The sequence below is a fragment of the Oleiphilus sp. HI0128 genome (assembly GCF_001635365.1).
The window spans coordinates 1-20,847 of the sequence record NZ_LWGG01001427.1 but is presented as its reverse complement, the minus strand read 5'-3'; the positions used below and the strand labels follow the sequence as shown (position 1 = coordinate 20,847).

The window sequence follows — 20,847 nt, the reverse complement described above, 5'->3', positions numbered from 1 at the left end:
ATACGCCGGTTTACTGCAGCTCACTCAAGATATGCTGGCTGACGCAGGCGTTGTTCCTAAACCAGCCGACAAACTTGATGAAAGTATTTATACCCGTCTGCACATCACACCAGAAAAAGCCGAGGAAGCTTTGGCACAATTACTGGAAAGCAAAGATGATGTTGCAGCCGTGGCGGGTCTCATGGGGCGTTAGTTTACTTTACTTGTTAGAGAAAGCCCGGACATCGTCTCGGCCTTTCTCTATTTATATTTCATTAAAGTGTACATACTCTAAACCAGTGGTAGAATAGCTGAAGGATTATTTAAATAAGGATAGCCGGTAGTGTTTAGTGGTAATTTGATCAGTCGTGCAATAAAACTCTCACTAGTGATAGCTCTAGTAATCCAACTCAGCGCCTGTGCAACGAACTTTAGACAAGCCTTACAAAATCTAGAAGCACACAACTATCCTGAAGCCCTTCATTATTTCGAGCAGGACGCAAAGCTCGGCTACCGAATTCCCGCATTGCATGCAGCGAACCTTTATATCCTCGACTATCAAGTCCCTAGAGATCTGGAAAAATCCCGTCTTTATCTCGATATCGCAGAAAAAGCAGATTATGGGCGCTATGACCAAGCTTATGACTATTACATACCCTTGATAAAAGCCTACCAAATTCTTGCTGACACTGAAGAGCCAGATAAGTCATTAGCTTTTAAAATCCTGAAAAGCGAAAAGTACCAGGAGTATTATTGGGCATTGGCAGTATTAGCGCATAGCAGCCTGGTTGGGCACGGGACTGAGCGTAATCTTGACAATGCACGCTACTATTTTGAGAAATCGATTGAAAACCAGGTTTTTGACAGCTCCAATGCTTTCTATGCTTGGTGGCTGGCAACATATCCCAATGATTCATTTAGAAACCCGCAACGTGCTTTAGAAATGATAGAGGATATCATCGATGATGAGGACCTTTCAGACCGCCCTCTTTTTCTAGACACTGCTGCTGCCGTTTATGCGGCTAATGGTTTATTCGAACGAGCAGTAATCACGCAAAGGGATGCTTTATCGAGTTTAAAATACTATAGCGCCAAGCACCACTATATGGAGCAGTACCAAGCACCTCTCAACGCCCGCTTGGAATTGTATGAATCTGGCAAACCCTGGATATTTTCGGATGAGGAGATCGCTTTGTGCGGCTACGACTCAAAGCGTTGTATGAAATCACTACTTTCAGTAACGCCTATTGATAAAATGTCCCTACAGCTGGACATGCACTAACTTAGGTTTTTTGAACCTGTTTCTTACGCCGCTTCATCTTCGCATGTAGCAGGTCATTTTCTCCATATTCTTCCAAAATTCGCTCCAGCGTTCGCTCTACTTTGCTGGTAATACGAATTCGCTCCATCTGTGACCAGGTTGCCAATTCCCCTTGTCGAACCAGCTCTAGTAACTCGGCTTCAGACAGCGGGCTAAGTATTTGCCGAAAATCGAATTTTCTAAAATCCGGGTAGACATTAATATTGGCGCTGTATTCCTGGTTTAGCACCGAGGCAACGGTATTCATCAAGACATTAAAACGCGTCCAGTTTGGAGTATATTTCTGACTCACGGCACAAGTTGCTTTGGCAAAACGGCTAGCACTCTTATGCGTTAGCCAGCGTACCCAACTTGGAATTCTCGTGTTATCCCAACCATCTTTAGTAAACAATACGATCGGATTAATCAAACTTCCGATATAGTGATTCACATCGTATAAACGAGCCAAACGCTTAGCCGGCAAGTCATCACTAAAAGAACCGTCTATCCAGCGTCGTGTGGGTAGATAGGCTTGACGCTCACCAAGCTCATTCTTCGCTTCCAACATGACAGAAGGGAAAATACCGGGCACTGCACACGAAGCAAGCACAGCAGTACGAATATAAACATTTGGTGAAGTAATCGCATTCAACAAACGAGAGGTCTGATGGAGTTCTGCAGGCGCTACGGAAATATTGATCCGACGGCCTGTGAGTTCATACGCTTCTTGGAAGGTCAGATCAGGTACCAAACGATTGAGCACATGCTCTTCAAAATCTTTGATATCAGCGCGCTTTCTCTTTCCATACAAGAGCTTTTTAAGCCAGCCTGCATTTTCTTTCGCCTCAGCTAACATTCTCACTGGCTGAATGAGTTCTTTTAGCTCCAAATCTGTATGCGTACCAAATATGGCTGTAATGACCGAGCCCGCACTAGCGCCTGATATAACACTTGGTAGAAGATTTTGCTGAAGCAAGGCTTTTACAACACCAATGTGGAAATGTCCAAGTGCACCGCCGCCACTGAGCATCAGCGCTGTTCGGCCGTAGCAAAGGCTGGCTCGATGAAAGAAGTCTAGGCGCTCTTCATAATCGATCTGCGAGGCATCTAATTCTGCGATATGCTCTATGGACTCAACTATCTCATCGACATACTCTTCGATAAGTTTCTTCGTACCATACTTGGCATGGTTATAGAGAACAGGCTTACCCATTCCCCCCATATTGCCATGTATACCTTCATTCAGAGCGAACAGTAAGCCATGATAATTGTTGTCTCGACGAAGCCTCTGAAGAGCTTCTAGACGATGACGAATCTGTTTGTAGTCATATTCGCTTGTATGCTCAAGCTCTTTCCATTCGCTGGCACCCGAAGCCAGGTCATGTTTTTCTGCCGCACTGCACCAAGCCTGATAGCTTTCTGCAGCGGCCATGTTGATTTCAAGCTTAGCTAGTTTCTTGGATGAGCTTTCAAAAAACACTCGTACTCTCCGAAGTAAAGTCATGATTGCTTTCAAGCTTAACAGGAGATACCACTTTTCGCCGTATTATTTACCATTTTATGAGTATTCTTCAGGTTTTGTATGACCCAGATCATTCTTGAAGTGCCATCGCTTTACTCTGCTCCATGTTATGATACGCGCCGTCCTTTCAATCACTTCGAGTTTCCGATGACTATTGAAATCATTCCCTTTGAACGCTTGCTCATCGCTTTTATCCCTACTTTCTTTGTGATTGCTCTAATGCGATATTGGGGGCTGGCATACGGAAAAGCCTGTTACTCAATCATCCGCATGCTACTCCAGCTGCTATTAATTGGCTACGCGCTGATCATGATCTTCGAATCAGAAAGCAGCTTGCTCACCTTGGCTGTTCTATCAGTGATGATGCTGGCATCGAGCTGGATATCTCTAAACACGCTGTCAGATAGCACTGGCAACAACGCACTATCAACAAAGGGACGCTTTCAGTTATTCAGTAAAGCGCTGATTGCGGTATTTATTGGTGGCGGTTTAATGCTTGCTCTGGTCACACAGCTAGTGTTACAGCTAGACCCTTGGTACTTGCCACGTTATATGATTCCACTAGCCGGGATGATTTTTGCAACCTCAATGACCAGCATTAGTTTGGCTGGCGAACGTTTACAGGCTGAACTTCGTAGTGGCCATGTTTACGAAACTGCACGGAATACGGCTTTCAACACGGCAATGATTCCAAATATCAATGCAATGTTCGCCGTCGGTCTGGTCTCGCTACCTGGAATGATGACGGGGCAAATACTCTCTGGCGTATCGCCTTTTATTGCCGCTCGCTATCAGATAATGGTGATGTGTATGCTATTTGCCGCTGCAGGGATCTCTTCAGTCATTTTTATGACCTTGAGCCGATCATTATTAGATAAGAAATTGGAGTCAGAGTAAAAACAGCCATTTTTACTCTGACCCCAAATATGGGGAGCTTACTGCATTAAAGGGGAGTCGGACACACTAAAGTCGAAACCTTCAATGTCGGCATCCATAATTAATGAATGAATATACTGGGCAATCGCTTTACGTCTAACCTTTTCATTCAGGTAATCAGAAATTCGTTCTTTAACCATCTCATAAGGTAAAGCTTTACCTTCTTCTTTGTGGTTAATGAAAACAACATGCACACCATAACGGCTTTCGATTGGCGCACTGGCTAAACCTTCAGGACAATTGAATAACTGACGTTCGAATTCTGGCACAGTTTGGCCTTTACCAAGCTGCCCAAGGTGACCACCCGTCTCTTTTGAAGGGCATTTGGAATGCATCTTGGCCAGCTCTTCAAACTGCCCAATATTTTCTTGTAAGCGTTTAATCAGTTGCTCTGCCAGTTCCGTTGCTTCGGAACGAGCATTGGCATCATCGGGTGATGCATCAAGCAAGATATGACGCGCCTCGACCAAGGGGCTGGTCATGAATTTTTTAGGATTTGCTTCAAAATACTGACGGCAATCATCTTCACTGGCCGAAGGTACTTCGACTTCGGTATCTAACAAAGCTTCAAGAAACGCATCTTCAGTACTCTGGGCTTCTTGGCTCTTTGCACCACCTGCTAGATTTAAAGCTTCAGCACGCTGCTTAAGAAGCTCACTGATAATCAGAGACTCACAAGCCTTATTTTTCGATTCCGTGTGCGTTTGGGCCACGTGGTACTGCATTTCTTTGACGATGGCTGTTTCATCAAATTCTGTTTGATTCACTCGGATCATATCTAACTCCAACTTAGTCTATATTTTCAAAGGGGTCAGACTCGATTGAAACTAAGGTTTCAATCGAGTCTGACCCCTTTGAAAATATCCCCGCGCTTTGCGGGGATAAGATGGCTATTAAGCCTTACTACGTACAACCTGATAGTTACGAGAGAAGTACTTAACTGGCACACTCCAAACATGAACTAAACGGCTGAATGGGAAGACCAAGAACAAAGTCATACCCAAGGCTACGTGTAGCTTAAAGATTGGGTGAACATCAGCAATCGCTGCTGAAGCTTCAACGCCGTTAAACAAGACCATATTTTGCGCCCAGCTCATTAGCTTAACCATTTCAACACCATCCAGGTGACCCATCGATACGAAGATCGAGATCAAGCCTAGTAGTAGCTGAACCAACAACAAGAGTAGGATAAGGATATCCATTCTTGAGCTAGTCGCTCGCACTCGCTCATTACCTAAACGACGCTTAACAAGAATCACCAAGCCATATAAGCACACCAGGCCAAAGAAGCCACCCATGCCCATTGCGACCATTTGCTTGAAACTATCGCTTACGCCAAGTGTTTCCCATACCACATGTGGCGTTAATAGGCCCACAAAGTGCCCCATCAAAACCATAATGATACCCACGTGGAAAGGGCGGCTGCCTTTTCGTAATTGAGCACTTTCTAACATCTGGCTTGAACCAGTTTTCCAGGTATATTGATCGCGGTCGTAACGCACAATCGAACCTAAAACGAACACTGCCAAAGCAATGTAGGGGTAAATTCCAAAGAATAAATGATTTAAGTAATCCATTTTCTTATCCTCTCTTATCGGAGATAGAAGATTGTGACGAGGACGGCGTGGCATCAAAACCTACCCAGTTAACCGGGATATCTTGGTCACGACGCTGAGCTTCGCTGGGTCGACGCGTTGAAGACTCGCAGCTTTTATCTAGTGACTCAGCACCAAACTTCACTTCTTCCTCTTCCCATTCTTTGTCGATTGCTTTTTTCGTGTCATCTCGCTTCTCATCAGCGATTTGCTCACGAATTTCGTCCAATTCGATCTTACTGTCAGCAAAGTCCAGAAGCGCCTCAAACAAAACCGAGTAATCACTTTTACGTTTTTCCAAGCGACACTGGATCAAGCCTAAAATATGCTCCATTTCCTGCAACCAATTCTGGGCGTTCTCTTTACCTTGGGTTGAGAGAAACTCCAGGAACAAGGGGATGTAGTCAGGCAACTCGTGCTTGTCCAGCTCTAAACCTGCTTCGCGGTACATATCGACCAGATCTACCATTGCCTGGCCACGATCACGGGATTCGCCGTGTACGTGCTCAAACAACCATAGCGCGACCGAACGTCCACGATCGAATAGACCACCGTATTCACTCTGCCAGTCCATTAGATCCATCGCTGCCCGGTTTTCAATAAACGCCAGCAACTTGGTTTCGATGGCTGGCGCTAGGCCAGCCTCCGCTACCACTTGATCCAATTCACCTTTGTAAAGAAGGATGTCTTCCCGTGGGTAATCCATCAAACAAGATACAACAGCTAGCACCTTCGCATTTGAAGTATCCATCTTAGTCACCTCCTGAAACCGCGATGATATTCGCTCGGTTACTTGGTTTGTTACCACCAAACATGTTGACTTCGTTGTTACCATCGCTACAGCCATTGCCGAAGCTGAAACCACATGAACTCTTCATGTCGTAAGCATCTTCTGCGTAAGCTTTATGGCTTGATGGCACGACGAAACGGTCTTCGTAGTTAGCAATCGCCATGTAACGATACATTTCTTCAACCTGTAAGGCTGTTAAACCCGTCTTCTTCAAAACTTCCAGATCTTCTTTGCCTTCTACTTGCTGTGAACGCTTGAATGAACGCATTGCCAGCATTCTTTCTAGTGCATTCACAACTGGCGCTTCTTCACCGGCCGTTAGCAAATTAGCCAAGTACCGTACCGGAATACGCAGTGACTTAATGTCTGGAATCACACCGTCCATACCAATACGACCCTGCTCAGCAGCATTCTGGATTGGGGATAGTGGTGGGATGTACCAAACCATTGGCAGCGTACGGTACTCTGGGTGTAACGGTAGCGCTACTTTCCAGTCCATTGCCATCTTATAAACAGGTGATGCTTGAGCCGACTCAATCCAGCTATCAGGAATGCCTTCAGCGCGTGCCGCATCTTGCACTTTAGGATCATTTGGATCTAGGAAGATATCCAACTGTGCCTGGTACAAATCTTTCTCTAGCGGCGTTGCTGCTGCTTCTTCGATACGGTCTGCATCATAAAGAAGTACACCCAAGTAACGGATACGACCTACACAAGTCTCAGAACAAACTGTTGGCTGGCCCGCTTCGATACGTGGGTAACAGAAAATACACTTCTCTGACTTACCAGACTTCCAGTTGTAGTAGATCTTCTTGTATGGGCAACCCGATACACACATTCTCCAACCACGACACTTGTCTTGGTCGATCAATACGATACCGTCTTCTTCACGCTTGTAGATCGCACCTGAAGGACAACTTGCAACACAAGCCGGATTCAAACAGTGCTCACATAAGCGTGGCAAGTACATCATAAAGGTCTTTTCGAACTGACCGTAGATGTCTTTCTGCGCTACTTCATTGAAGTTTGAATCAACTTTACGTTTAGCGAACTCCGTACCTAGAATCTCTTCCCAGTTTGGGCCCCAGTTGATCTTCTCCATGATTTTGCCAGTGATCAGCGACTTCGGACGAGCCGTTGGCTGATGCTTGCTTTCTGGCGCAGTATGCAGATGCTCGTAGTCGTAATCGAATGGCTCATAGTAGTCATCGATTTCGGGTAGGTCAGGGTTACCGAAGATATTCGCCAACACACGCATCTTGTTACCTTGACGCGGTGTCAACTTACCATCGTTACCACGGACCCAACCGCCGTTCCATTTTTCCTGGTTTTCCCACTCTTTAGGGAAACCCACGCCTGGCTTAGATTCAACATTGTTAAACCAAGCGTATTCAACACCGTCACGGCTCGTCCATACGTTCTTACAAGTGATAGAACAAGTGTGACAGCCGATACATTTGTCCAGGTTCAGGACCATGCCTATTTGTGCACGTACTTTCATCGCTATGCTCCTCGCTCTTCAGACGACTCGTCCAACCAGTCAACTTTGTCCATCTTACGGACGATTACAAATTCATCTCGGTTACAGCCAACGGTACCGTAGTAGTTAAATCCGTATGCTTGCTGTGCGTAACCACCGATCATGTGAGTAGGCTTCATAACCGCTCTTGTAACAGAGTTATGCATACCACCACGTGTCTTGGTTGTTTCAGCCCCCGGCATATTTATTTGTCGTTCCTGTGCGTGATACATCAAGCTCATACCTTCGTTTACACGCTGGGAAACGACCGCACGACATGCAATGGCACCGTTAACATTGAACACTTCGATCCAATCGTTATCTTCGATGCCTGCTTTTGCTGCATCAACTTCCGAGATCCAAACAATCGGACCACCACGTGAAAGGGTCAACATCAACAAGTTATCAGAGTAGGTTGAGTGGATACCCCATTTCTGGTGAGGTGTAATCCAGTTCAATACGATCTCTTTGTTGCCGTTTGGTTTCTTGTCTAACAAAGGCTTAACTGTCTTCATGTTAACTGGTGGCTTATACAAGCACTGGGTTTCACCGAAGTCACGCATCCACTCATGATCCTGATAGAACTGCTGACGACCTGTCACTGTTCTCCATGGAATCAACTCGTGTACGTTGGTATAACCTGCGTTATAAGATACGTGCTCATCTTCCAGACCTGACCAGGTAGGAGAAGAGATGATCTTACGAGGCTGCGCCTGAATGTCGCGGAAGCGGATTTTTTCCTCTTCTTTCGGCTTAGCCAAGTGTGTGTGATCTTTACCGGTAAACTCTGACAGTGCAGCCCATGCTTTAACCGCTACCTGACCATTAGTTTCTGGTGCCAGGCTCAAGATCACTTCAGAGGCATCAATTGCCGACTCAATCTTCGGACGACCCTGATGCGCGCCTTCTTCAGTGTGCTTATAGTTAAGCTCACCCAAGAACTTCACTTCATCTTCAGTGTTCCAAGTAATACCCTTACCACCATTACCTAGTTTCTCTAGCAATGGGCCAAGCGAAGTAAAGCGCTTATAGGTATTCGGGTAATCACGTTCAACAACGGCTAGGTTTGGTGCCGTCTTACCTGGAATCAGGTCACACTCACCTTTCCACCATGCTTTCACACCCTCTGGCTGAGCAAGCTCTCCTGGTGTGTCGTGCTGAAGCGGTACCGTGACCAAATCTTTCTCAACACCCAAGTGGCCTTCACAAAGTTCAGAGAACTTCTTGGCAATACCTTTGAAGATATCCCAGTCAGATCTCGATTCCCAAACCGGGTCAATCGCTTTAGAAAGAGGGTGAATAAACGGATGCATATCCGACGTATTCATATCGTCTTTTTCGTACCAAGTTGCTGTAGGTAATACAACATCTGAATACAAGCAGGTAGTCGACATACGGAAGTCTAGCGTCACTAGCAAGTCGACCTTACCCTCGACTGGCGTATCGTGCCACTTAACATCTTCTGGCTTCTTGGCGCCACGTTCATCAAGGTCTTTACCTTGAAGACCGTTCTTAGTACCTAGAAGGTGACGAAGCATGTATTCATGACCCTTACCTGACGAACCTAATAGGTTTGAACGCCAGATAAACATATTATGAGGATGGTTTTGAACATCATCCGGATCTTCACAAGCAAACTTCAAAGAACCGTTCTTCAATTGATCAACCGTGTATTCTTGAGGAGTTTTACCTGCCTTCTCAGCATCTTTAGTCAACTGCAATGGGTTAATTGCTAATTGAGGTGCTGATGGCAACCAACCCATACGCTCTGCACGCGTATTGTAGTCAATGATAGAAGCTTGCCACTTAGACTTATCAGCCAAAGGTGACACAACCTCTTCCATTTCCAATTTCTCATAACGCCATTGGTTTGCGTGATTGTAGAAGAAAGAGGTACCGTTCATTTGACGTGGTGGACGCTGCCAATCCAAACCAAATGCTAGCGGTAGCCAACCACACTGAGGACGCAACTTCTCTTGTCCAACATAGTGAGCCCAACCGCCACCAGATTGACCGATACAACCACACATCATCAACATGTTGATAACGCCACGGTAGTTCATGTCCATGTTGTACCAGTGGTTCATCGCCGCACCGATAATGATCATGCTGCGACCAGTCGTCTTGTTTGCATTGTCTGCAAACTCTCGTGCGATCTTGATGATCTGCTCACGCGGCGTACCGGTGATTTTTTCTTGCCATGCTGGCGTGTATGGCTTGTCTTCGTCAAAACTTGATGCTGAATTTGCACAGTTTAAACCGTGCTCAACACCGTAGTTTGCAAGAGTCAGGTCAAATACAGTTGCAACCAACTTCTCACTACCATCTGCTAACTTAATTTTCTTAGCAGGTACTTTACGTAGTTGATTCGCATCGTGATCAGTATGATCAAAATAACCGTATTCGTGCTCTTGTCCACCGAAGTAAGGGAAGGAAACTTCAACCACTTCGTCTGCACTATCTTTTAGTGATAAGCCTAATTTGATCTCTTCGCCGGTATTACCGTCTAGCTGATCAATATTCCACTTACCTTTTTCACCCCAGCGATAACCTATTGAACCGGTAGGTGAAACCAACTCATTGCTCGCATCGTTAACTGCAATCGTCTTCCACTCAGGGTTGTTTTCTTGACCCAAGTTACCATCGAGATCAGAGGCTCTTAGGAAGCGACCTTGCTGTAAGCCTTGATCAGACTCTTCTAACATAACCAAGTAAGGGAAATCAGTCTTGGTACGCACGTATTCAGTGAAGTAAGCACTTGGCTTATCTACGTGAAACTCTTTCAGAATAACGTGGCCCATTGCCATCGCTACTGCTGAGTCAGTACCTTGCTTCGCGTGAATCCACTCATCGGTCAACTTCGCAACTTCTGAGTAGTCAGGTGTAACGGATACAGTCTTAGTACCCTTATAGCGAACTTCAGTGAAGAAGTGAGCATCAGGTGTACGCGTTTGTGGAACGTTAGAACCCCAAGCAATGATGTAGCCAGAGTTATACCAGTCTGCAGATTCTGGTACGTCAGTCTGCTCACCCCAAATCTGAGGAGATGCTGGTGGCAAATCACAGTACCAGTCATAGAAGCTTAGGCAGTTACCACCGATCAAGGATAAGTAACGAGCACCTGCCGCATAAGAAACCATCGACATCGCAGGAATTGGCGAGAAGCCGGTAATACGGTCAGGACCATATTTCTTAGCAGTGTAAACGTTAGAAGCAGCAATCAGCTCATTAACTTCTTTCCAGTCAGAACGAACCAAGCCGCCCATACCACGTTTTTCTTTGTAGGATTTAGCTTTTGCCGGATCGTTAACAATCGATTCCCAAGCTTTAACCGGGTCACTATGCTGGGCTTTAGCTTCGCGCCATAGCTTCAATAGAGCTTTACGTACCTTTGGGTACTTCAAGCGGTTTGCACTATAGATGTACCAGGAATAACTCGCACCACGAGGACAGCCGCGTGGCTCGTGGTTAGGAAGGTCAGGGCGCGTACGAGGATAATCAGTTTGCTGGGTTTCCCAGGTTACCAGGCCATCCTTAACATAAATCTTCCAACTACATGAGCCAGTACAGTTGACCCCATGTGTTGATCGTACAATTTTATCGTGCTGCCAACGACGGCGATAGCCATCCTCCCAGCCACGATCCTCGTTGGTTGTTACGCCATGCCCTGAGGCAAAGTCCTGCTTTTTCGTTTTGAAAAAACGTAACCTGTCTAAAAACTGACTCATTTGTGGTTCCTCACCCTTGTTTGTTTATTCCCATCACTTAACTTCTGTCATGGCCAAACAAACGATTATTTTTGAACAATTGATATTCAAAGCACATTGGCAGTATTGTGTACATAACACGACTCCATTAGTGCGATTGCTCTCAGTATATGGAGGGGCAAGAATATTGAAATTGATTTGCATCAATTTACACCAGGCGGCTCTGGTCATAAAACAGCCAAACTACCCACTTAGGGTTATCGTGAATTATTTTTAAGATATTGATATATAATAGATTTTTATTTTATCGGCCTTACTACATCAGGCTATGGCTTTTTAGGGGTATTACCCGTGTTACAACGCAATCAGCAGTTCATTCACTCAGTGATGAGTTACATAAACTTGTCACTGTTTACCATCATAGGTATCACCTTATTATCGATATTCTTTTCTTTTTGGGTGACAGAGCAAGCCGATTCCGATGCTCATGCGATTAACCTCTCAGGTTCAATGCGCATGCAGACCTATCATATAGGCTTAACCGCTACTCACTCCCCAAATGACATCGGGCCGCTAATAGAAAAACTAGACCAAACCTGGAATAACACCCTTTTTACTAACCTTCACTCATCCCTTTCAAACCCTGACTTGGAACAAGCTTTTACAAACGGCTACCAGCATTGGTTTGAGATCGTCAAACCACGTTTGAAGAACGGTGAAAAACCAATCCCCGAAACACTTACCTTGCTCAACAAACAAGTTGATCTAACCGATATTCTGGTATCTGAGCTTCAGCTAGAAGCTGAGTCAAAAATTCGCACACTTCGAACCTTCCAATTATTTGCCATGCTGTTTACCACCTTGGTTGGTAGCCTGATTTTTTATCTGCTTAAAAACCGTGTAGAAAGCCCCCTGGGCCGCCTGACAGAAGCTGCAAAAATGATTCGTGATGGCTACATCCAGCAGCACATCGACATTCCTGGTAAAGATGAGCTGGCTTTACTAGCACAAACCTTTAACCAGATGAGCCAATCAATCGCTGAAACTTATCAACAGCTAGAAAGCCGGGTTGAAGAACGAACCAAAGAACTAAAACGAAGTAATACCGTCCTAGAATATTCCTTCGGCGTTGCCAGGAAAGTACTGGAAGATCAAGACAAGAGCCTGGATTACCAAGAAATTATCAATGATCTAGGCATGATACTAATGGTTAAAGATATTGAGCTCTGCCTATTTACGACACAAGGCGAACGCCCTTATTTGCAGATTGACATGCATGATGATGATGAACAGCTTTGCAATCGCTTTACCTGTGAAGGCTGCCGCGGTGACGGACCTTTCAATCAATTAGCTGAGGATGCTTTGATATATCGATACCCAGTCATTCATCAAGCAAAACAGTATGGTGTGATCAAATTACCTCAATCGAAAGACAAACCCCTTCTCTTATGGCAACAAAAATTGGTCCAATCTAGCGCTGACCAACTAGCCATCGCTTTATCTTTACAGGAGACCAAAGAGCAAGAACACCGCTTGGCGATGCTTAGTGAGCGTACAGTAATGGCCCGAGAGCTTCACGACTCTCTAGCTCAATCGCTCTCTTACCTGAAGATTCAAGTAACACGCTTACAAAAGTCACACGATAAGAAAAAGTATGAGATGCAACAGCCAATTATTGATGAGCTGAGTGAGGGCCTTTCATCAGCTTACCGTCACTTACGTGAACTACTCACCACCTTCCGCTTAAAAATCGATGATAAAGGTTTACATGGCGCAATTGAGCAAACCATTAAGCAATTGAGAGCGCGAACCGAGATGCACATTAACCTGAAGAATTCACTGAAGAATATTCCTTTGAGTCCTTCTGAGGAAATTCACGTGCTACAAATTCTTCGTGAGGCCAGCCAGAATGCTGTCAACCACTCCAAGGGTACACGCCTGGATATTAGCTTACTTCAGCAAACTGACAAAACCATCCAACTGGAAATTAAAGACGATGGAGTAGGGCTGTCCAGCAACCCAGAAAAGTTAAATCATTATGGCCTGGCCATCATTCAAGAACGCAGTCGGCACTTGAACGGTGAGCTAGTTGTTAAGAGCTCTCAAGAGGGTATCCAAGGTACTCAAATCCAGCTTCGTTTCTCACCCAGTTACCTCAGAGAAAGTGATGAAAGTAAAGTTATCATACGCTCGTAACACGCAAATCACATTTCTCCCATTTGAGCGGTGACCTTACTTGGCATCGTTCTGCACACCAACTAACATAGAACGCTTCACTCTAATCGCTTAAAAGACCAATAATAACGATGACAAGCCATTACGAAAAAAGCGTTGAAGAGCTTCAGCTCGAATATGCAAACAAGCGTCGCTTCCCCTTCATAAAGTTTTCTCAGTCACTTGAAAGTGAGTTCAGGGAATATCGACACCAACGCTTACTAGAACGAATTCCTGCAATTGGAGTTGCCGCATTATTCATTTTTTTCTTATTTGCTTTACTAGATATCTACACGCTCCCCGAGTCTGTCTACGTCGTCACAACCTGTATTCGTCTGTTTATAGTTTGCCCTCTCATCGCTATAACAATGATCGCCGCCCGAATGAATTGGTCGATACGCGCGTATTCAAGTCTGTATATGAGTGCCTACATAGTCTCTGGCTTAAGTATCGTTGCTATTATGTACACTACACGAATTAATGATGCGCAAATGCCTTACGACGGTGTGTTGCTGCTCTTGGTTTTTGGCTATTTCCTAATGGGCTCGCCGTATACTTTGGCCACATTAGGTGGAGTGATCGTATCGCTGGGCTATTTTACCCTTGAGCTCAATCTGAACTCTCCCAGCCATATTATCAGCTCAAATGCTGCGTTTATTATTACACTCAATTTTATGGGGGCGATTGGCAGCTACATGCAAGAACGATCACGGCGTAGCCTCTTTCTCAATAAGAAGCTGGTTGAACTTGCAAAGTCTAGAGACCAGCAAGAAATATCCTCACGTACGAGGCTGTTAGCCACCGCCAGTCATGACTTGAGACAGCCTCTACACGCTATGAACTTACTTATTGAGACCTTAGAAAACCAGCTTCCCAAGGGAGATTCTTTAGCCTTAACACAAAAACTTAAGCTCGCCATTAATCAACTAAGCCAGTTACTTAGCTCTTTACTCAATATCTCAAGGTTAAATGCCGGCATTGTTGAAGCAAAGAATACAAACTTTGATCTTTCAAGTTTGATCGGCTCACTAATTCCCGAGCAAAACATTCGTGCGGAAGAGCTTGGTATGACGATTCGCACCGAAGGCCCCTCACCTTGTATTGTAAAAAGTGACCCAATCTTAGTCGAGAGAATATTTCGAAACCTTTGCGAAAATGCATTTAAGCATGCCGATGCAACCGGAGTAAAAGTCAATTGGTACAAAGAAGGCAAAACTATCTTCTTGGAAGTGGAAGACAATGGCAAAGGAATTCCTGAAGAAGAAATGGAAAGTATCTTCGACGAGTTTCATCAAACGGATCAATCTGACAAGCAAGGTATGGGCTTAGGGCTTGCGATTGTCAAACAGCTAAGTGAGCTATTAGAAGTCAAATACGGCGTCAGAGCAGGAAAACATAAGGGCGCATGCTTTTGGCTAGAGCTGGCGCAAGCCTATTCTCTCGAGAAACCGATTAACAATGCACCAGCACAAGTGCCACGCCCCAGCCCTGATAAGCGCATTCTCCTAATCGATGACGACCAAAGTGTCCTGGATTCATGCCAAATACTGTTAGCCAATTGGGGCTACTCCGTCGCCGCAGTTAAGAACCCTTACGATGCGTTAAGCTGCAGCGAGTCAGAAATTTTCGACCTTATTATCTGCGACTATCGCTTTCCTGCTTATCCACAAAATGGCATTGAACTGATACTAGAGATGAGAAAAAGAGCAGCGACCGCCACGCCCGCAATTTTAATCACAGCCGACACTCAGCAAGAAGTCAGCGAAGAAGTCAGTCAGAGTTTTGTTGAACAGGATCTAAATATTACCGGAATCGCCTTTAAACCATTAGCTCCCGCCAAATTAAAGCTAATGATTCAGCACTACTTACAGGCAAAGAATTAGCCTATTTGAGGCTAATTTTTAAGCCGCTACAATGAATGGCCGCTAAGCAATTATTCTAACAAGCCCAAATCAACTGCTACCCGAGCACATTCAGTGCGGTTATGTACGTTTAGCTCGCTAAATAAGGTCTTCATATGGCTCTTGATCGTATGCTCGGTCAAATGCAGGCGCTGGCAGATTTTCTTGTTTGGTAAGCCTTCACACACTAACTGTAAAACTTCCTTTTGCCGAGGTGTTAACTCTGGTAATTCAGCAACTTGTTGTGACTGATAAAAGTCTGGCAGGCAATTCTCGCCTTCCATGACTTTTTTTATCTGATTAAGGATCACTTCACTGCTGCTGGCTTTACTAATAAAACCACTAGCCCCAGCCTTAAGGGCTCGCTGAACATCCCTGAGTTCCTCGGAAGCTGACAAAATAATTGCCGGGATGAATATTTTCTGCTCAGACAGGTATCGAAGAATAGACAGCCCCCCCTCATCAGGTAAGCATAAGTCGAGCAATATCAGGTCATAACCCTGATTTTGTCCAAGGTGATTTTGAGCCTCTATCACGCCATGAGCACATTCGATCACAACCTCTTCGCTCAAACGCTTAAGCACAAATGAAAGCCCTTCCAGGTAGACTGGATGGTCCTCTATCACTAATAATTTCAGTTCACCACTCATCGGCGAAAAGCAAGAAGCTTGCATAACAGTATGATTACCAGGCTGATGTTATATTTGTTTTTTAGCATGCATATTATGCTGATATTAACACCTGCTTAGCAAGCCAATTATTGGCCATTTATTAACCAGTAAACATAAAAAACCGCGCTAGTTGCGCGGTTTTTTATTTTAAGCCATAACTTACAACTTATGGATTGTCGTTATGGATTATAGTGCTCGCAGCTCTTACGTAGGTAGAACCACCAGTTAAGAACGATACATACGGCGTAGAACGTTGCGAAGCCATATAGCGCGTACTCAGGAGTCGTCGCCTTGATTTGCTCACCCAATACTTTAGGCATAATGAATGCACCGTATGCTGCCACCGCTGCAGTCCAACCCAATACCGGACCTGCTTGCTCTTTATTGAATACCTGAGAGATGGTACGGAAAGTAGAACCGTTACCAATACCTGTTGCAGCAAACAAGACTAAGAACAATACAAAGAATGGTACGAAGAATTCTTCAGGTGTTGCTGACTGGTAAGCGGCTTTCATGAAGTAAGCCACACCAATTGCACATGCCACCATAATTACCGCACAAATCTGAGTAACTAAAGCACCACCTACTTTATCAGAGATCCAACCACCAACTGGGCGAATCAAAGCACCGATGAAAGGCCCCATCCAGGCGTACATTAAAGCACTTGGCCCATTAGGGTTAGCCGTGTTGTGTGTCATCACACCATCAACCATCACGTGCTGGAAACCAAATACAACTTTAATCGTTAGCGGGAAAGATGCTGCAAAACCAATGAATGAACCAAAAGTCATTGTATAAATAACTGTCATTGCCCAAGTATGCTTGTTATCAAAGATTTTGTACTGACGCGTTAAGCTCTCACCGATCTGACCTGGAATCGCTTTCAAAGCAAATACTGTCGCTGCGATAACAATAGGTAATACGATCCACTTACTTACACCAAAACCTGAACCACCCACTTTCTCAGGAAGCATCAACCATAGGCCGAAGATTGCACAAGCAAAGCCAACCAGCAACATCATTGAAATTAAGCCGAAAGAACCAACAGGGCCAGGAATACTTGGCGAAATGTGGTCTTCACGCAAGTTATTCATACCGAACCAGCCAGCAAGTGCGAGAGGAATCAGGAAGAGCAACCACACGAAGCCTGCATTTTGAATCCATGCTTCAGTACCTGCAGGAATCTTACCGATCAAGGTACCTGAAGTATTAACTAGCGTCATTGACTCGCCGCCTAGTGCGCCGAACATGCCAACAGTCATCGCCAATGGAACCAGAATCTGCATCGTAGTAACACCAAAGTTACCCAGACCCGCATTCAAACCTAGCGCCAAGCCCTGCTGCTTCTTAGGAAAGAAGAAACTGATGTTTGACATTGAAGATGAGAAGTTACCACCACCAAAGCCAGATAGAAGCGCTAGTGCCTGGAAAACCCAGAAAGGTGTTTCAGGGTTAGACAGCGCGATACCTGTACCGGCTGCAGGTAGCATGAGTAATGCTGTGGTAAAGAAGATTGTATTTCGGCCACCCGCCAAACGGATAAAGAAGGTGCTGGGTATTCGTAGCGTTGCACCCGTCAAACCGGCAATCGCCATTAAAGTAAATAGTTGTGATTTTTCATAGGGGAAGCCCAAGTTCAACATTTGAACCGTGATGATGCCCCAATACAACCAAACCGCGAAGCCGCAAAGCAAACTCGGGATAGAAATCCACAAATTTCGGTTGGCTATTTTCTTACCGGTGGATTCCCAGAACTGCTCGTCCTCCGGATCCCATTTTTGAATATCCGACATAGAATTTCTCCCAATGTTATAAATAATGCTAAGTCACGTTCATCATGCGCAAGCCTATAAACAAGAACAATCGACTCAAGGGAGTAGGCATTTCTTCACCCTTTACTTACCCCCCAATACCTACTACTGGGTAGTACCCTTGCCAGCACCTGCATTGTCGCTACGCTGCGTAAAACAAGGGGTACAACACATGCGACCAGAAGTAGGTACATTTCGGTGCCTACTCTCTCTAAGCCTCCACGAGTAAAGCCTGTCGAACATGATTCACGTCAATTTTGAGAACCAGGGTTCTTGCCAAATGGCGCGTTCTAAGACAGAGTTGCGACTAGATAAGATTCTTAAACCAGAAACTAAGCGCCGCATAAAGGTTGAAGCACTCATGAGCCAGATCCCCGCCACCATATTATTAGTTGATGACCACCCTTTATTAAGAAAAGGACTAACCCAGCTGATTGAATTCGAAGATGAGCTAGAAGTCATTGGTGAAGCAAGTGATGGGCATAGCGCCCTAGAGCTTGCTAAAGAGCACGAGCCCGACCTAATCGTGTTAGATCTGAATATGCAAGGTATGGATGGTTTGGAAACACTTAGAGCCATGCGAAATGCCGAGATCACCTCCCGTATCATCATGCTAACCGTAAGCGATAGTGATGAAGACGTTGTTTGCGCTATTACTTATGGTGCCGACGGCTACCTGCTTAAAGATATGGACCCTGAGCAAATACTGGAAAAGCTAAAAGAAGCCGCGCTTGGTAAAATGGTGATCAGTGAGAAGCTAACACATGTTCTGGCCGGAGCAATACGAGGCGGCAACGATAAGAAATCGAACTTATTAGCCAAACTAACCAGCCGGGAACACGAGATCCTGAAACTCATAGCCAAAGGTATGAGCAACAAGCTTATTGCCCGTGAACTCGATATCTCTGACGGAACCGTGAAGGTTCACGTCAAACATGTCCTGAAAAAACTAGGTTTGAATTCTCGAGTTGAAGCCGCAGTATGGATGGTGAATCAGAAGGGCTAAACTTCACTCAGCTTTTAGCTCACTTTTGACCACTCTGGGCATGTCACCAGGTGGTCATTAACCATCCCCACAGCCTGCATAAAGGCATAGCAAATAGTCGGACCGACAAAGGTAAAGCCGCGCTTTTTCAAATCTTTCGACATTGCTTCGGACTCTGGCGTTACAGCCGGTACATCTGCCATCGTCCGCCAGCTGTTAACTATCGGCTTAGCGCCAACAAATGACCAAAGGTACTTTGAAAAGTCACCCTCATTCTTTTCAATCTCGAGAAATTCGCGTGCATTTTTAATAATAGAGTTCACCTTAAGCTTATTTCGAATCACACCTGAATTAAGCAGTAATTCATCTATCTTCGTCTGGTCATATTCTGCAATACGCTTAGGATCGAAATTATCATATGCTTCGTAATAGCTTTTTTCTTTTCGTAAAATCGTAATCCAGCTCAAACCCGCTTGTTGGCCATCAAGGCAAAGTTTGGCAAATAGATCCTGGCTACCCCACCTTGGCTTACCCCAAATTTCATCATGATATTGCTGATATAAAGGGTCATTACCGCACCAGGGGCAACGTTTCTCTTGTGAGCAGTTTTCGGTCATTTTTTAGTTCCTTTTTAGTTCTTTATTGCTCAGCTCGTTTTATAATGTCAGCTTCGCGGTTCAAGGTTCTGTTCTAAAATAGCCACTCTAGAGGGTTACACTGTGTCGACCATCCTTAATTTCAAATCCAAGAAGTTCTGGCTCATTCTTTTCTTTTTAATCTACAGTGTATTCGGCTGGTTTGCTGTACCTTATATTGTTAAGCAGCAGGCCATCAACTCCCTTAAGGATATTGCAGCCTGGGATACGCAAATCGAATCAGTTGTTTTCAACCCTTACGCACTATCTCTAGCCGTTCACGGTTTCCAAGCTAAGGATGAGTTCCAGCAAGATAGCGTCAGCTTTGATCGATTCTACGTCAACTTTAGCGCCCTCGGTTCATTGGGGGGGCGCATAGCTTTTGATGAAGTCAGTTTGACGAGGCCTAGTATCAATGCTCAGCTTGACGAGCAAGGTCTGTTAAATTTCCAGCGTGACTTTGTAAAAGCTGACAGCGAGGCAGCGCCAGAGGAAGTCGATAACTCAGAGCCTTTAGCCTTCTTTTTCGGCCTGATCTCTATCTCTCATGGACTGGTCAACTTTACCGATCGCTCTAGCGATGAAACCTTTATGCTAAAGCTTGAGCCTCTCAATCTCGCATTAAAGGACTTCTCGACAGACCATAATGATGGTGGCAACTACTCACTAAACCTCTCACTAGGCCAGGGTCAAGAGCTTTCATGGAAGGGACAAATTGGCATTGCCCCTTTTTCTTCTAAAGGCTCTTTGGCCTTGAGCAATCTTCGCTCTTCAAGCTTCTGGCATTACGTCAAACCTTTCTCTCCCTACTCACTTAATAACGCACTAATTTCACTAGAAGGCAGCTACGATACTGAATTTAGTGACCAGAGATCACACCTGCTGATCGAAACTGGCTCGGTGTCGCTTTCTCAGATTGCCTTGGCTGAGACTCAAGATACAGAGAGCTTATTTACACTCGATTCAGTGTCGCTTAGCCCTATCAATTTTAATCTGGAAGAACGTACAGCTAAGCTGGGCAACTTGCTAATAGAAAAGCCCGTGTTATTTGCTAAAAAGGATGAGACCTCACAAATAAATTTGCTACGTCCACTTCAACAAGAAAAGCTTGCTACTGATACCAACGAAAGTGAGGCCTCAGAGCCTATAGCAAAAACCAGCAACGACACAAGTCACTCGACTCAGGAAGCACCTTTCAAGTGGTCAGTGACATCGATAAAGCTAAAAGAAGGGCTGATCAATTGGCAAGACGCTAGCCTGGAAACACCCGCCGATATAAGTC

The 20,847-nt window shown here is 45.0% G+C and carries 16 protein-coding genes; 7 read left to right on the top strand and 9 right to left on the bottom strand.

Translation table 11 applies throughout. The annotated features are described in order from the left end of the window. On the top strand, window positions 1-193 hold a 193-nt coding region (locus A3763_RS29140; protein WP_197483076.1), incomplete at its 5' end, for a hypothetical protein. A 129-nt stretch (window positions 194-322) separates the two neighbouring features. Then, window positions 323-1,261: a sel1 repeat family protein gene (locus A3763_RS23665; protein ID WP_068508656.1), complete on the top strand. Its 939-nt coding sequence runs from the start codon at window positions 323-325 to the stop codon at window positions 1,259-1,261. Window position 1,262: 1 nt separating this feature from the next. Here the strand turns inward: A3763_RS23665 and A3763_RS23660 are convergent, their stop codons facing one another. After that, window positions 1,263-2,759: a DUF3336 domain-containing protein gene (locus A3763_RS23660; RefSeq protein WP_197470227.1), complete on the bottom strand. Its 1,497-nt coding sequence runs from the start codon at window positions 2,757-2,759 to the stop codon at window positions 1,263-1,265. Between the two features lie 102 nt (window positions 2,760-2,861). On the opposite strand from A3763_RS23660, the gene A3763_RS23655 reads away from it, so the two are divergent. After that, entirely contained in the window at window positions 2,862-3,698 is an 837-nt protein-coding gene (locus A3763_RS23655) for an ABC transporter permease (RefSeq protein WP_197470226.1), read from the top strand. 38 nt (window positions 3,699-3,736) lie between these two features. On the opposite strand, the gene A3763_RS23650 is transcribed toward A3763_RS23655, so the two are convergent. The 5 genes from A3763_RS23650 to A3763_RS23630 all read right to left on the bottom strand — a co-directional run bounded on the left by A3763_RS23650 (window position 3,737) and on the right by A3763_RS23630 (window position 11,369). Further along, complete coding sequence (locus A3763_RS23650) at window positions 3,737-4,513, bottom strand: peptidylprolyl isomerase (protein WP_068508658.1); 777 nt, start codon at window positions 4,511-4,513, stop codon at window positions 3,737-3,739. Between the two features lie 117 nt (window positions 4,514-4,630). After that, window positions 4,631-5,314, bottom strand: coding sequence for a respiratory nitrate reductase subunit gamma (narI, locus tag A3763_RS23645; protein ID WP_068508659.1), 684 nt, complete (start codon window positions 5,312-5,314; stop codon window positions 4,631-4,633). A 4-nt stretch (window positions 5,315-5,318) separates the two neighbouring features. After that, the gene (narJ, locus tag A3763_RS23640) at window positions 5,319-6,083 is read right to left on the bottom strand and encodes a nitrate reductase molybdenum cofactor assembly chaperone (RefSeq protein WP_068508660.1); all 765 of its coding nucleotides are present in this window, start codon (window positions 6,081-6,083) and stop codon (window positions 5,319-5,321) included. Window position 6,084: 1 nt separating this feature from the next. Then, the gene (narH, locus tag A3763_RS23635) at window positions 6,085-7,623 is read right to left on the bottom strand and encodes a nitrate reductase subunit beta (protein WP_068508661.1); all 1,539 of its coding nucleotides are present in this window, start codon (window positions 7,621-7,623) and stop codon (window positions 6,085-6,087) included. 2 nt (window positions 7,624-7,625) lie between these two features. Beyond that, window positions 7,626-11,369, bottom strand: coding sequence for a nitrate reductase subunit alpha (locus A3763_RS23630; protein ID WP_068508662.1), 3,744 nt, complete (start codon window positions 11,367-11,369; stop codon window positions 7,626-7,628). Between the two features lie 330 nt (window positions 11,370-11,699). Between A3763_RS23630 and A3763_RS23625 the strand changes: the two genes are divergently transcribed. Next, window positions 11,700-13,544, top strand: a complete 1,845-nt coding sequence (locus A3763_RS23625; protein ID WP_082865087.1) for a histidine kinase — start codon at window positions 11,700-11,702, stop codon at window positions 13,542-13,544. A gap of 110 nt (window positions 13,545-13,654) precedes the next feature. After that, complete coding sequence (locus tag A3763_RS23620; protein WP_068508663.1) at window positions 13,655-15,445, top strand: hybrid sensor histidine kinase/response regulator; 1,791 nt, start codon at window positions 13,655-13,657, stop codon at window positions 15,443-15,445. A gap of 50 nt (window positions 15,446-15,495) precedes the next feature. Here the strand turns inward: A3763_RS23620 and A3763_RS23615 are convergent, their stop codons facing one another. Then, window positions 15,496-16,137, bottom strand: a complete 642-nt coding sequence (locus A3763_RS23615; RefSeq protein ID WP_068508664.1) for a response regulator transcription factor — start codon at window positions 16,135-16,137, stop codon at window positions 15,496-15,498. Between the two features lie 176 nt (window positions 16,138-16,313). After that, window positions 16,314-17,927 (bottom strand): MFS transporter, encoded by a 1,614-nt coding sequence (locus A3763_RS23610; RefSeq protein ID WP_068508666.1) that lies wholly within the window; start codon window positions 17,925-17,927, stop codon window positions 16,314-16,316. Window positions 17,928-18,306: 379 nt separating this feature from the next. On the opposite strand from A3763_RS23610, the gene narL reads away from it, so the two are divergent. Next, window positions 18,307-18,951: a two-component system response regulator NarL gene (gene narL, locus A3763_RS23605; protein WP_068507590.1), complete on the top strand. Its 645-nt coding sequence runs from the start codon at window positions 18,307-18,309 to the stop codon at window positions 18,949-18,951. A gap of 14 nt (window positions 18,952-18,965) precedes the next feature. Here the strand turns inward: narL and A3763_RS23600 are convergent, their stop codons facing one another. Then, window positions 18,966-19,547: a DNA-3-methyladenine glycosylase I gene (locus A3763_RS23600; RefSeq protein ID WP_068507588.1), complete on the bottom strand. Its 582-nt coding sequence runs from the start codon at window positions 19,545-19,547 to the stop codon at window positions 18,966-18,968. Window positions 19,548-19,649: 102 nt separating this feature from the next. On the opposite strand from A3763_RS23600, the gene A3763_RS23595 reads away from it, so the two are divergent. Next, on the top strand, window positions 19,650-20,847 hold a 1,198-nt coding region (locus A3763_RS23595), incomplete at its 3' end, for a DUF748 domain-containing protein (protein WP_156495297.1).

What these genes read in the sequence shown, in the direction of transcription:
- A3763_RS23655 (WP_197470226.1), top strand. Translation starts at nt 2,862, where the DNA reads ATGACCCAGATCATTCTTGAAGTGCCATCGCTTTACTCTGCTCCATGT.
- A3763_RS23650 (WP_068508658.1), bottom strand. Translation starts at nt 4,513, where the DNA reads ATGATCCGAGTGAATCAAACAGAATTTGATGAAACAGCCATCGTCAAA.
- narI (WP_068508659.1), bottom strand. Translation starts at nt 5,314, where the DNA reads ATGGATTACTTAAATCATTTATTCTTTGGAATTTACCCCTACATTGCT.
- narJ (WP_068508660.1), bottom strand. Translation starts at nt 6,083, where the DNA reads ATGGATACTTCAAATGCGAAGGTGCTAGCTGTTGTATCTTGTTTGATG.
- narH (WP_068508661.1), bottom strand. Translation starts at nt 7,623, where the DNA reads ATGAAAGTACGTGCACAAATAGGCATGGTCCTGAACCTGGACAAATGT.
- A3763_RS23630 (WP_068508662.1), bottom strand. Translation starts at nt 11,369, where the DNA reads ATGAGTCAGTTTTTAGACAGGTTACGTTTTTTCAAAACGAAAAAGCAG.
- A3763_RS23620 (WP_068508663.1), top strand. Translation starts at nt 13,655, where the DNA reads ATGACAAGCCATTACGAAAAAAGCGTTGAAGAGCTTCAGCTCGAATAT.
- A3763_RS23615 (WP_068508664.1), bottom strand. Translation starts at nt 16,137, where the DNA reads ATGCAAGCTTCTTGCTTTTCGCCGATGAGTGGTGAACTGAAATTATTA.
- A3763_RS23610 (WP_068508666.1), bottom strand. Translation starts at nt 17,927, where the DNA reads ATGTCGGATATTCAAAAATGGGATCCGGAGGACGAGCAGTTCTGGGAA.
- narL (WP_068507590.1), top strand. Translation starts at nt 18,307, where the DNA reads ATGAGCCAGATCCCCGCCACCATATTATTAGTTGATGACCACCCTTTA.
- A3763_RS23600 (WP_068507588.1), bottom strand. Translation starts at nt 19,547, where the DNA reads ATGACCGAAAACTGCTCACAAGAGAAACGTTGCCCCTGGTGCGGTAAT.